Below are 12,939 nucleotides of genomic sequence, written 5' to 3'. Positions count from 1 at the left end.
TGCGCATCACTTCCCGGCATTTTCGCCGCGGAAGAAACAGATTTTTGAGACCCCAATGAATAAAACAGACGAATTGCGTACCGCGCGCATTGAAAGCCTGGTAACGCCCGCGGAACTGGCGCAACGGCACCCTGTGTCTGCCGATGTTGCAGCACACGTCTCCGCTTCACGCCGCCGAATCGAGAGGATCCTCAACGGTGAAGATCGCCGCCTGCTGGTGGTGATTGGCCCATGTTCCATTCACGATACTGATGCGGCGATGGAGTATGCGCACCGCCTGCAAGGAATGCGCGAACGTTACCAGCCGCAGCTGGAAATCGTGATGCGCACCTACTTTGAAAAACCGCGCACAGTGGTTGGCTGGAAGGGATTGATTTCCGATCCTGACCTGAACGGCAGCTATCGGGTCAATCATGGCCTTGAGCTGGCCCGCAGCCTGCTGTTGCAGGTGAACGAGCTGGGTGTGCCGACCGCCACCGAATTTCTCGATATGGTGACCGGGCAGTTTATTGCCGACCTGATTAGCTGGGGCGCTATCGGCGCGCGCACCACCGAGAGCCAAATTCACCGTGAAATGGCCTCGGCGCTCTCCTGCCCGGTAGGATTTAAGAACGGTACCGATGGCAATACGCGTATTGCCGTTGACGCCATTCGCGCTTCCCGCGCCAGTCATATGTTCCTGTCGCCAGATAAACAGGGGCAGATGACCATCTACCAGACCAGCGGCAATCCTTATGGTCATATCATTATGCGTGGCGGGAAACAGCCTAACTACCACGCCGCCGATATCGCCGCTGCCGGGGATGTGCTGATGGAATTCAACCTGCCGCAGCAGTTGGTGGTTGATTTTAGCCACGGGAATTGCCAGAAACAGCATCGCCGTCAGCTGGACGTCTGCGCCGACATCTGCCAGCAGATCCGCGCGGGATCAACAGCCATCGCCGGGATCATGGCCGAAAGCTTCCTTCAGGAAGGCACGCAGAAGGTTATCCCCGGCCAGCCGCTGACCAGGGGACAATCGATTACCGACCCTTGCCTGAGCTGGGAAGATAGCGAACGTCTGCTTGCGGAACTAGCCGCAGCAACCGCAACCCGCCTTTAGCCCTTCTCCCTACCACATTCGTGGTGGGGATATTTTCTTAGCCCCCGACAACAAACCTGCCAAATATGGTATTCCTGTAAAAAATACTTGCCGTGAAAATCAACATTATTGATAATGATAATCATTGTTGCTTTTATTTTTATTTTTGAGTGCTATGACGCGTATGGATAACACTGCCACAGCAGAAAAAACAAAAGACAATGCCCCTTACCCCGTTTCCACGGACAGGCAGATAAACAGCCGCACGTTATTAGGTAGCGAAGGACGGGTGGTTATCGAACACGGCGGTCAGCGTTATTTATTGCGCCAGACCAATGCGGGCAAGCTGATACTGACCAAATAATTATCCCCGCCTATAACGGCAGGGATAACGATTTACTAGCTGGAACAGCTCACTTCAAGACGCCTCCCCCAGTCTGGCGGACGGTTAATATAATCATCCGTTCGATCAGCAAAGGGCTGAGATAATGCGTTATGCAGACGTTCCAGCTCGCTCATGTCACCCTGCTCCGCTTGTTCTATCGCGCGCTGTGCCAGCCAGTTACGCAGTACAATTGCCGGGTTTACGCTGTTCATATGCGCCTGCCGCTGTGCATCCTCAATCTGCTCATCGCGCAGACGCGCACGATAGTCGGTAAACCAGCTATCAAAAGCGGTACGGTCGATAAACTCATCGCGTAGCGGCGAGGCAGCGCTAGCCTGTTCGCTCACACTCAGCATACGGAAGGTTCGGGTATAGTCGCTACCCTCACGCTCCATCAGCGCAAACAGTCCATCAAGCAGCTCGTTATCGCCTTTTTGCTGGGTAAACAGCCCCAGCTTATCGCGCATACGGCGACCGTACGCCGTCAGCAGTGCGTGCTGGTAACCATCCAGCACGGTATTTAATGCCTCAGCGCTGATGAAAGGTGACAGCGTTTGCGCCAGCCGTTGCAGATTCCATAGCCCCACCGCTGGCTGATTATCAAAGCTATAGCGCCCCTGATAATCAGAATGATTGCAGATAAAGCCCGGCTGGAAGTCATCAAGAAAACCGTATGGCCCGTAGTCCATCGTCAGCCCCAGAATTGACATATTATCGGTATTCATCACCCCGTGGGCGAAGCCGACAGTTTGCCAGTTAGCGATCATTTCCGCTGTTCGCGTGACAACGTCACTAACCCATAAAACATACTTATCGGCTTCGTCTTGCAGATGCGGCCAGTAATGGCGAATCGCAAAGTCTGCCAGTAGCTGAACTTTTTGCGGCTCACGGCGATAGTAAAAGTGCTCAAAATGGCCAAAACGCAGATGGCTTTCCGCGATGCGCATCAGCATCGCACCCTGTTCAACGGTTTCCCGATACACCGGCGTGTCGCTGGTCACTATCGCCAGCGCACGGGTCGTGGGAATGCCCAGCGCATGCATCGCTTCCGAGGCCAGGCCTTCGCGAATCGTCGAGCGCAATACCGCCCGCCCGTCGCCCATTCGCGAATAGGGAGTGAGTCCGGCACCTTTCAAATGCCAGTCAAAGCGTCGACCATCGGAGAGTTGCTGTTCGCCAAGCAAAATCCCGCGCCCATCACCAAGCTGTCCGGCCCAGGAACCGAACTGATGACCGCTGTAAACCTGCGCCAGCGGCGACATCCCCGGCAGCAGGGTTTCGCCACCCCATACGCCAGCGCCCCGATCTGGTTTGAATAACGAATCAGGAATGCCCAGCGTTCGCGCCAGTGATGCGTTGTGCCAGACAAGCCGCGCATTCTCCAGCGGAGTCGGTGTTAATGCAGTATAAAAATCCGGCAGTTCATCACGCCAGTGGGTAGTAAAAGACAGGGCCATAGTACCTCCGGTCTCCAGTGTAGTGCTTTCAACAAATTATTAACACGGAGGGATTTCAGGGGTATTGCGATGAAAAAGGGAAACTGGCGCTTCCCTTTGGCTAATTGACCAACGTTAAATCCTTCGCGCCTGCCAGAATTTCTTATGCCAGTACACGTTATCCAGTGATGAACGCGTCACGCCCTGGCTGGTTGAGGCGTGGATAAACTGATTATCCGTGTCATAAATACCGACGTGCAAGCCGCTCTCTCCGGAGCCCGTCTTGAAAAAGACCAGATCGCCGGGCAGCAATTCGCTCTTATCAATCTTAGTGCCTATTTCCGCCTGTTCGCGGGTTTCGCGCGGCAACTGCAACGCGAATTTATCGCGAAAAGTCATCAGCACAAAACCGGAGCAATCAACACCGCGCGGCGACATTCCGCCATAACGATACGGCGCTCCCCGCCAGTTTCTTAACTGCTCATTGAGGTTGGCGACAACGGTAATAGAATCTGCAAGCCGCGGATTTGGCGGCGGCGCCCGATGGCTACTACAACCCGCCAGAAATAGCGCTACAAACAACACGAACCAGAAACGCATCTCAGACGATTCCTCTGTTCCCTATCTTATTGTCAGAATAATTTAGCTTGTTTAGCAATTCGCTGGCAAGGCTACTGCGTGCTACTGTGACGCAACGAGCATAAGATGACCCGCCACCTCCACTCTTTGAAACGCCATCGCATAGGCGGCGGTTAAATTCTCTTCGCTCAGCACCTCGGATGTGCTGCCGCAGGCGATAGTTTCCCCCTGACGGATAAGCCAGGAGCTCTGGGCATGGCGGAGGGTGTGATTGAGGTCGTGACTGCTCATGACGATCGCAATACCTGAAGCACAAAGTTCACTTAATACCCGATCGAGCGCGGCCTGCTGCGCCACGTCGAGGCTATTCATCGGTTCATCCAACAGTAACAGCTGTCCGGCAGGATTGGCCTGGCGATGGATTTGCAATATTACCGCCGCCAGACGCACACGCTGCCACTCTCCGCCCGAAATATGATTCACCTGGCGTCCGAGCTTATCGCTCAGACCCAGTTTTTCTGCGATGGTCTTCAGGAGCGCGTTTTGCGTCTCGTTTTGCAGATGCAGCGACAGATAGTGCCAGACCGGCATCGCGAAGGGCGGCATCTGGTGCTGGCTGAGATAGGCACGATGACGCGCCAGTTCCTGCGCTGGCCAGTCGTTCAGCGGGCGCTCATTGAGCGTCACCTGCCCGGGGCCAGTGGTGAGACCCGCCATTCGCGCCAGCAGCGTGCTTTTCCCCGCGCCGTTTGGCCCCACCAGGTGAATAATCTCTCCGGGTCGGACATCCGCGGTAAATGGCGCCAGACGTCCCGCCTCTTCTACATCCTGTAGCTGCATCAAAAACGGCATTATTTGGCTAAAGCTCCTTTAATCGCGGCCACCAGCTGCGGGGAGTCCGGCGTCATATCTGGTGAGAAACGACCGATAACCTGACCGTCGCGACCAATCAGGAATTTTTCAAAGTTCCACAGGATGTCGTCTACATACAGCGGCGCCCGGCCTTTACTGGCCATTCGCTCATAGAAACCACTACCTTCCGGCGCGATGGCTTGTGGAGCGGCATCGACCAGCTTCTGATACAAAGGCGCACGATGTTCGCCGTTGACGTCAATCTTGCTGAACATCGGGAAAGTGACGCCGTAAGTGGTGCTGCAGAACGTTTTAATCTCTTCTTCGCTGCCCGGCTCTTGCCCCAGGAATTGGTTACATGGAAAGCCCAGCACGCTAAAACCTTCGCTTTCGAGATCTTTTTGCAAAGTTTCCAGCTGCTCATATTGCGGCGTCAGGCCACATTTTGACGCAACGTTGACGATCAGCAGCACTTTGCCTGCATAAGGCGCAAGCGTTGTTTTCTCACCATCAATGGTGGTGACTTCAGTATTGAGAATATCGTGTTGCATAGCCTTCCCTCAGTGAATTAAACCGGTTTCTGCGTGGTGATCCCTATCTACTGTAGCGGATTCAGACCGCGTCATTCTACTTTGAATCGCCCTGGAGTGTCTCTTGATGTAACAGCCCTGACAACATGAATTCATCTCAACAAGGAGACAGAGCAATTCAGTGTACAGTGATAAATGGATGTAATAGTATTTCGTTAATTGTTAATTTGAGAGAGTTTTATTGATGAAAAAGATGTTTAGCACGGCGTTAATTGCCGCCTCCGTGGCGCTACTCTCGGCCTGTTCGCCAGATGAAGATAATAAAGTTAAAGTGGCGATTAACACCGGTCCGGATGAGGCTATCTGGAAAGTGGTTGAGCAAGTCGCAAAAGACAAATACAACCTTGATGTTGAGGTTATCTCGTTTAATGATTACGTCCTGCCTAACGAAGCCTTAAACAATAAAGATGTCGATGCTAACGCTTTCCAGACGCTGCCTTATCTGGAGGCGCAGTCAAAAGAGCGCGGCTACAAGTTTGCGATTGTCGGTAAAACTTTTGTCTTCCCGATTGCCGCTTACTCAAAGAAAATCAAGAACATCAACGAACTGCCTAACGGCGCAACGGTGTCTATTTCCAACGAAACCACCACTCTGGGCCGCAGCCTGCTGCTGCTCCAGGCGCAAGGCTTAATCAAGCTGAAAGACGGTGTCGGTTACCTGCCAACGGCTCTGGATATTATCGACAATCCAAAACAGCTGAAAATTGTCGAGGTTGATACGCCGCAACTAACCCGTACGTTGGATGACCCGAACGTTGCGCTGTCGATTATTAATACCAACTTCTCTGCGCAGGCTGGTTTATCCGCCGCCCGCGATGGTTTATTTATGGAAGGCCCGGACTCTCCGTACGTCAACGCCATTGTTTCGCGCGAAGATAATAAAGACAGCAAAAAGGTTCAGGAGCTGAAAGAAGCCTTCCAAACCAAAGAAGTCGCAGATAAGGCAGCCGAAGTCTACAAGGGCGATGCCATTAAAGGCTGGTAATATTCCCGACTTATTGCAGGCGCTGTGGTAATACAGCGCCTGTATTGCCCTACTGCGGGCGACCTGATTTTAACAATAACCAGATAAACACCGGCGCGCCCAGCGTCGCGGTGACCACGCCGATGGGCAGTTCCGCCGCCGACAGCGCCAGACGTGCGACAATATCCGCCCCCAGTAATGCACTGGCTCCGGCTAACATACAGGCTGGAAGCAAAACACGATGATCGCTTAAACCGCATAAACGCAGAATGTGCGGAATGACCAGGCCAATAAAACCAATCGCCCCGGCCAGCGCCACGCTAACCCCCACCAGCCAGCCGGTAGCCACCACCAACACTTTGCGCCATAGCCACAGCGGTAAGCCCAGTTGTCGCGCGGACACTTCGCCCAGCGCCAGCAGATTGAGCGGCTGCGATTGCAAACACACCCAGCCCAACACTGGCAACAGCGCCAGCATTAGCCACAACTGCTGCCAGTCAACGCCGCCAAATCCCCCCATCATCCAGTACATCAACTGACGAAGATCGAAAGAGGTAGAAAAATAGACAGCCCAGGTCATCAGTGCACTACAGATGATACCTAGCGCGACACCCGCCAACAGCAACCGGCTGGTGGACAAGTGCCGTCTGGCGAAACGCAGCAAAATAAAGGTGATGACTAGCGCGCCAAGAATCGCGCATAGCCCTAACGCCCAACCAGGAAGCAACCCTTTTCCCAGCAGCACGGCGGCAATCAGGCCAACCCCAGCCCCATTGGATACGCCCAGCAGCCCCGGTTCCGCCAGCGGGTTTTCAAACAGCGCCTGCATTATCGCCCCCGAAAGCGCCAGCGCAGCCCCTACCAGCAGGACGGCAAGGGTTCGCGGCAGGCGAATTTGCCAGATAAACAGCTCACCTTTGGCGGTGAACCATTCGGCGGGGCCGATCCATTGATCGCCAGCACATAGACTGACGGACGACGTCACCAGCAGCAGCAAGGTTAATGCGATAAGCCAACGCCGACTGCGGCGCTGTTGAATTTGAGCAAAGGTCAGCATAGGTTCCGTAACACAGGAGAGAGATGTGGTTGATTTTACGGTGGACATTCATCAGAGAAAAGAGAAACGGCCCTAAACCCGAAATTAGTTTCAGTGAAAAGTCCAGCTGGCTGCATCTACTGCAGTCTCAGCTGGATAAACTATTCAGGCTATTAATCGCTAAGCGGGGTACAGGAAAAATAGTCAAAATCAGCGCAAATTTTCTCGCCAGTAAAATCCTGACAACACATTCCAATAAATGCGCCGGTAAAACGCTCGATCATCCTCTCTTTAAAATATTCATCGGAGAGCTTGCTGTACTCCACGTAATCCCCCACCGGGAACCACGTTTTTTCATCCAGCGAATAGTAAAACCAGGCCGCATCGCCTTTTACGCAAACCTTAAGATAAACATAGCCTTCACGGGCAATTTTAATTCCATCACCAGTTAACATACTGAAGTTATTGAGGTCGTTAACCATCAGATTAACGGTTCGTTCTCCATTGTCATTACAGGATATATTCAAATAGATAAAGTTGGTGGTGTCGTAAAAACAAACTAAGCCCGCCATCTGGTGAAATGAGCGTGGATTAAAGTCGACGCAGGTCTGGGCGGTGAACATATAGTCAGTCTGTCGTCTCGCTAACAAGCTCTGATAATGGTGTGAACTCAACGACTCGCGTCCGCGTAACCTGAGCCAACCTTTTCTCTCTTTGAGCGTACACATATCTTCATTCAGCGGAATTCGTAACGACTGATAATGCAAAGGAAGCTCAGGTAAATCAAAATCATCCCTTGCAGGTTGCTCGTCCCATGCGCGTTCATTGAGGTTTGTCTGTACCTCAATTTCCGGCGTCGTCTTGCCGTTCGCCAGTCTTAACCAACCCTCATCATTCCAGTAGACTCGCTGAATGGCCGTTTCCCGCCCCATCGGGCTACGCCCTTTTGACGGTAGAGGTCTTCCACAAAGATGCACAATAAACCATTCGCCGATACTGTTTTCAAAAAGATCCGCGTGCCCCACTCGCTGCAGAGACAAACGGCAATCGTAACGCGAAGTCATCATCTGACCAATTGGGTCAGTTTCATATGGCCCAAAAAGATCACGTGAACGCGCCAGGGTAACACCGTGATCATAGAATGTGCCGCCTTCCGCCGTCAGTAGGTAAAACCAACCGTTAGCTTCGTAGATATGCGGCCCTTCTGTGATGCCCAAGGTCGTACCCGAGTATATTTTCCGGCATTCGCCAACAAGCCGGTGTTCCTCGGCGTCATACTGCTGAATGATAATTCCATTCCACTTTGGAAAATTGGGCCTACCGCCGTCCATATGGCTCATCTCCATGCTCACCAGCCATTTTGTACCGTCGCTGTGGTGGAAGAGAGATGGGTCGATTCCGCGGCTGTGGAGTGAATGAGGTTCAGACCACGCCCCCTCAATATTTTCCGTAGTCACAATATAGTTATTTGGATCCCAGAAACGCCCGGCTACATTTTTCACATCAGTGAAAATTAGATAAAAGCGTCCATTATGATGGCTCAGACAAGGAGCATACACACCACCGGAATCCGGGTTACCAAGCATATCCAGCTGCGATTTTCGGTTCAATGGATATGAGACCAGCTTCCAGTTTTTAAGGTCATAGGATTTATAAATACAAACGCCAGGGAACCATTCAAATGTTGAGGTGGCGATATAATATGCCTCACCGACTCTAATAATTGAAGGATCTGGATTAAACCCGGGGATAATGGGATTCGTAATAACGGTCATGCATAACTCCTTGTGATATTTCTTGTAAACCCATTAATGACTGATTTGTTCATTTTCCGTAGAAAGCATTGCCACAGTATTGTTATCAGCATCGGTATTGCGGTATTTTTTCAGAATTAATATTAAGCTTAGAACCATTACCGCAGGGATAATGGTAAAAAGCAGACGCACAACCAGGATCGCTGAATCCGTTTGGACCGGTGCATTGCCAACATAACCACCTAATGTCAACAACCAGCCAATGATCGCACCTCCAACAGCAATACCAATTTTGATGGCAAAAATATTGGTAGAAAAGACCAGGCCGCTAAGGGATTTACCCGCTTTCTTTTCCAGATTATCAATAATGTCGCTTAACAAACTCCACTGCAAAGGCGAAGCGCTGGCATCAAGAAAGTGAACCGCAGCGATCATTATGCAGGCCACGATGACATAATTAGCGGGGATAAAGAAAAGCATAGCCATGATAAAGGCCTGCATTATGATTGTTACCTTGTAGGCCGCTAGCCGTTCAAATTTACCATACAGAATGGAGGTAAACATGGAGCCAATAAATTTTACGCCTAAAATTGTTGATAGCACAATACTGACTAAATCCGGACGCAGTAAATAGTAATTCACAAAATATATTGCGCCACCGGTTTTAAGAATTGCGGCAATTAGGTTAACGACGTTAAGGCTAAAGATACAACGCCAGTTCACGTCTTTAATCAGAATATTCAATTCTTTATAAATTCCACTAAATTTCTGGTTTTGATCAACTTCCTTAATGTAGCGTTCCTTCGTCATAGCAAAGCACAGGAGGAACAGAATAGTGCTCAAACCGCCCATGAGTACCATGCCATAAAAGTAGCCTTTCTGCAGATTACCATCGCCCAGCACCTTGGTCAGTGATAACGCAACGGAGGAGACGATAATCCCGCCAAGGGCCGCAAAGGCAAATCGATACGACTGCATAGACACACGTTCTTTCGCATCATTGGAGATGTTATTAATCATCGCGCAGTAAGGGATATTCACTAGAGAATAAAAAAGAGACAATATGGTATATGATATATAGGCATAAATAATTTTACCGATTTCACCAAGATCCGGCGTGTAAAATGTCAAAGCACCAAAAATTCCGAAAGGCAATGAAAACCACAGCAAGTACGGCCTGAACTGACCGAATTTCGTTCGCGTATGGTCAGCTAAATAGCCGACATAAACATCAGCAAACGCATCGAAAACCCGAACAAGGAGAAACATCGTTCCCATATGAAACGCGCTCAGTCCATATACATCTGTATAGAAATAGGCCATAAACAACATGATAGTTTGCCAGATGATATTCGATGCCCCATCACCCAATCCATAGCCAACTTTTTCTTTAAATCCTATTTTATTCATAGAGACACCTTTATTTACACGAGACATTAGAAATATTGTAATAACAAGCAATTATTCTCGTAATAAAAGTAGACTTAGATGCATTTGAAAAATATATTCTTTAAGTGGCTTTATATAATTTTTTTGCGCATACAGAGAAACATCGATCACACTTAGAAAAAAACATCCCATAAGCCGTATCTTATAACCCAGGCTGATAATTCCTTCTGTATCATTGAAAGCTTTTATCCTAACCCGATCGCCTTGTACTCATTTGCATTATTCTTTCACCTCACCACAATACCTAAACCATTAATGTGAAAGCACTGCCGCTCATTCAGCTTAGTGCATCATAGCTTGTTGATAGTTGCCTCGAAGTTCGACTGTTAATCCTGAATCTCTTGGGCGTCACACCAACAATTTTCTTAAACTGGAAGCAATAGTAAGCGCTATCCGTAAATTCACATTGATATGCTATCTCCGTAATATTTAACTCAGTATTTGTTAAGAGACTGGCAGACATAGCAATTTTCTTCCTTACCAGATACTCTTTAAAACTGACCTGCATAATCTTTTTGAACGTTCTTGAGAAGTGGCTGGGCGATAGACCAACGGACGCCGACGCCTCATCCAAAGTCATGTTGAAGGACGTCCTGGTTTCCATTTCGATGATAAAATTGATAATATTTTCGAAAGATGTGCCATTTTCACTTTCTGCCGACACCAGCTCTGCATGAGAAGCGTGGCTAAGCACTGTATTTAATAGCAGAATCATCACCGGGTTGACGTCTTGAACTGAATGAGGCGCTTCGTGTATCTCAGCAAACCATTTAAAAATAAACTGTAATCGTTCAGCTTCCCGCTCGTTAAGCTGTATCACAACGCCAACCTGCGATCCTATCATTGGGAAAGGATACTTTAATTTACTTAGTATGGCATTATCATACTGTAATAAAAAACGCTCATGATCGGCAGTAAAATTCAGTTCCATATCATGCAACATCAGTGGACTAACGTAAACTAACGTATTATTTTTAATGGCAAATTTTTCATTACCAAGGCTGTAACTACCCTGAGCTTTGTGGAACCACATAACCTCATGTTCAAGATGCATATGGGGTTGTATATATACCCCTTCGTCCGGTACCCCCTCTCGCGCACGAAGCATGTAATCCACGCCTGGCTTGGTGTCTATTTTTTCAAAAAAGTGATCTGCATTCCACATGGTGAGCATAAAAATTATATAAACCCCGCTAAAAACTACATTATCAAGCAACGTATGGGTTAAAAATTATATTGAAGAGTAAAGTAGTTTTATCGCGATGTATATAGCAATGTGTATTGAGAATGTTTGGCTTGTCAGCGATAAATAATTGAGCGCTATGAAATTCTTTATCTTCGCCCGCAAAAGTTAGTGGGCATTATTCATATTTGAAACATCAATTAAATTAAGGATAATCTATGCTACAGCAAGTCATGACTAAGCCTAAACATATTGAATTTAGAAAGATCGCCATGCCAAAAGCCCAAAAAGGACAAATCCTTGTTAAAGTAATGAATATTGGTATCTGTGGCTCAGATATTCACGTTTATCACGGACAGCACCCTTTCACGACATATCCGGTGACTCAAGGACATGAAGTCTCTGCACAAATTATGGCGCTGGGCGAAGGTGTATCCGGGTTTGAGGTTGGCGCAAAAGTCACGATTCAGCCACAAATCGTTTGCGGTGAATGCTATCCATGCCGACACGGGAAATATAACCTCTGCGAAGAACTTAAAGTGATGGGATTTCAGTCAACCGGAACCGCCTCTGAGTACTTTATCGTAGACGCGGGGAAAGTCACGCTGCTGCCAGAGGAGATGAGTTACGAAGAAGGTGCCATGATTGAACCGCTGGCTGTGGCGGTCCATGCCATCCGGCAGGCTGGAGATATACGCGGCAAAAAGATTGCAGTCATTGGAGCCGGTCCTATTGGTAATCTGGTTGCACAGACGGCGTTTGGCATGGGCGCAGCAGCCGTTATGCTCACCGACATTAGCGACCTACGGCTTGAAAAAGCCAAAGAATGCGGAATTGTTGACGTCGTTAACACCAAAAACAACGACTTTGGCGAATCGATGCTGCAGATATTTGGGCCAGACAAGGCCGATGTCATCTACGAGTGTGCAGGCACCAATATCACCATAGGACAGGCAATAAAAAACGCCAGAAAAGGCAGTACAATCATTCTTGTTGCGGTGTTCTCTGGCCCCGCGCAGGTCGATTTGGCAATCCTGAATGACCATGAACTGGACCTGAATACATCGATGATGTACCGGAATGAGGATTATGTAGAAGCTATTCGTCTGGTTAACGAAGGTAAAGTAAAACTAAACCCATTGATAACCAAAAAATTTGCTTTTAGAGATTACGGGGAAGCTTATCAATACATCGACAGCAACCGTGAAACGACAATGAAAGTCATCATTGATGTTCAGGAATAACATCATCACTACGCCTACCACACGATGGCTCACTCTCGCGCTAGCAAGAAAAAAGGCCGCATAGCGGCCTTTTTAGTTAGTTCAGATTATTTGTCTCTGGGTGACGCATTTTCGACACGGCTTTTAAGTTTCTGACCGGGTCTGAAAGTCACCACTCGCCGGGCTGTAATAGGAATATCTTCACCCGTTTTCGGGTTACGGCCCGGGCGTTGGTTCTTATCACGCAAATCGAAGTTGCCAAACCCCGAGAGTTTTACCTGCTCTCCGTTTTCCAGAGCACGGCGAACCTCTTCGAAAAACAACTCTACCAGCTCTTTGGCATCCCGCTTGCTAAGCCCAAGCTTATCAAACAGATATTCTGACATTTCAGCTTTTGTAAGCGCCAT

13 protein-coding genes are annotated in these 12,939 nt (G+C 49.0%); 4 read left to right on the top strand and 9 right to left on the bottom strand.

Annotated features, from left to right (window positions below; all coding sequences use genetic code 11):
* The first annotated feature begins 55 nt into the window (after positions 1–55).
* Positions 56–1,102 carry a 3-deoxy-7-phosphoheptulonate synthase AroH gene (gene aroH / locus AC07P6_RS13210; RefSeq protein WP_478316562.1) on the top strand — a complete coding sequence of 349 codons (1,047 nt, stop codon included), beginning with the start codon at positions 56–58 and terminating at the stop codon, positions 1,100–1,102.
* 163 nt (positions 1,103–1,265) lie between these two features.
* Positions 1,266–1,445, top strand: a complete 180-nt coding sequence (gene hemP, locus AC07P6_RS13205) for a hemin uptake protein HemP (protein WP_304261002.1) — start codon at positions 1,266–1,268, stop codon at positions 1,443–1,445.
* A gap of 35 nt (positions 1,446–1,480) precedes the next feature.
* Here the strand turns inward: hemP and selO are convergent, their stop codons facing one another.
* The 4 genes from selO to AC07P6_RS13185 form a co-directional block, all read right to left on the bottom strand.
* Positions 1,481–2,923, bottom strand: coding sequence for a protein adenylyltransferase SelO (selO, locus tag AC07P6_RS13200; RefSeq protein WP_478316560.1), 1,443 nt, complete (start codon positions 2,921–2,923; stop codon positions 1,481–1,483).
* A 114-nt stretch (positions 2,924–3,037) separates the two neighbouring features.
* A complete protein-coding gene (locus AC07P6_RS13195; protein WP_112213414.1) occupies positions 3,038–3,502 on the bottom strand; it encodes an NlpC/P60 family protein in 465 nt (154 codons plus the stop codon).
* An 81-nt stretch (positions 3,503–3,583) separates the two neighbouring features.
* Positions 3,584–4,333: a vitamin B12 ABC transporter ATP-binding protein BtuD gene (gene btuD, locus AC07P6_RS13190; protein ID WP_182239397.1), complete on the bottom strand. Its 750-nt coding sequence runs from the start codon at positions 4,331–4,333 to the stop codon at positions 3,584–3,586.
* Positions 4,333–4,884 carry a glutathione peroxidase gene (locus AC07P6_RS13185; protein ID WP_182239399.1) on the bottom strand — a complete coding sequence of 184 codons (552 nt, stop codon included), beginning with the start codon at positions 4,882–4,884 and terminating at the stop codon, positions 4,333–4,335. The genes btuD and AC07P6_RS13185 overlap by 1 nt, the downstream gene beginning before the upstream one ends.
* Positions 4,885–5,107: 223 nt before the next feature.
* Here AC07P6_RS13185 and AC07P6_RS13180 point away from each other — a divergent pair, with 223 nt between their 5' ends.
* Positions 5,108–5,908 carry a MetQ/NlpA family ABC transporter substrate-binding protein gene (locus AC07P6_RS13180; RefSeq protein ID WP_181485896.1) on the top strand — a complete coding sequence of 267 codons (801 nt, stop codon included), beginning with the start codon at positions 5,108–5,110 and terminating at the stop codon, positions 5,906–5,908.
* Positions 5,909–5,957: 49 nt separating this feature from the next.
* Here AC07P6_RS13180 and btuC read toward each other — a convergent pair whose 3' ends face one another.
* The 4 genes from btuC to AC07P6_RS13160 all read right to left on the bottom strand — a co-directional run bounded on the left by btuC (position 5,958) and on the right by AC07P6_RS13160 (position 11,300).
* Positions 5,958–6,944: a vitamin B12 ABC transporter permease BtuC gene (gene btuC / locus AC07P6_RS13175; RefSeq protein ID WP_478316559.1), complete on the bottom strand. Its 987-nt coding sequence runs from the start codon at positions 6,942–6,944 to the stop codon at positions 5,958–5,960.
* 152 nt (positions 6,945–7,096) lie between these two features.
* Positions 7,097–8,698 carry a glycoside hydrolase family 43 protein gene (locus AC07P6_RS13170; protein WP_434663041.1) on the bottom strand — a complete coding sequence of 534 codons (1,602 nt, stop codon included), beginning with the start codon at positions 8,696–8,698 and terminating at the stop codon, positions 7,097–7,099.
* Between the two features lie 33 nt (positions 8,699–8,731).
* Complete coding sequence (locus AC07P6_RS13165) at positions 8,732–10,087, bottom strand: glycoside-pentoside-hexuronide (GPH):cation symporter (protein WP_478316557.1); 1,356 nt, start codon at positions 10,085–10,087, stop codon at positions 8,732–8,734.
* 316 nt (positions 10,088–10,403) lie between these two features.
* Positions 10,404–11,300 carry a helix-turn-helix domain-containing protein gene (locus AC07P6_RS13160; protein WP_434663036.1) on the bottom strand — a complete coding sequence of 299 codons (897 nt, stop codon included), beginning with the start codon at positions 11,298–11,300 and terminating at the stop codon, positions 10,404–10,406.
* 227 nt (positions 11,301–11,527) lie between these two features.
* Here AC07P6_RS13160 and AC07P6_RS13155 point away from each other — a divergent pair, with 227 nt between their 5' ends.
* Positions 11,528–12,553, top strand: a complete 1,026-nt coding sequence (locus tag AC07P6_RS13155) for a zinc-dependent alcohol dehydrogenase (protein ID WP_434663033.1) — start codon at positions 11,528–11,530, stop codon at positions 12,551–12,553.
* An 86-nt stretch (positions 12,554–12,639) separates the two neighbouring features.
* On the opposite strand, the gene ihfA is transcribed toward AC07P6_RS13155, so the two are convergent.
* Positions 12,640–12,939, bottom strand: coding sequence for an integration host factor subunit alpha (gene ihfA / locus AC07P6_RS13150; protein WP_004102960.1), 300 nt, complete (start codon positions 12,937–12,939; stop codon positions 12,640–12,642).

Source organism: Klebsiella sp. GFKo11, assembly GCF_056490265.1.
The sequence above is the reverse complement of the archived record's forward strand: the minus strand, read 5'-3'. Positions and strand labels throughout refer to the sequence as shown.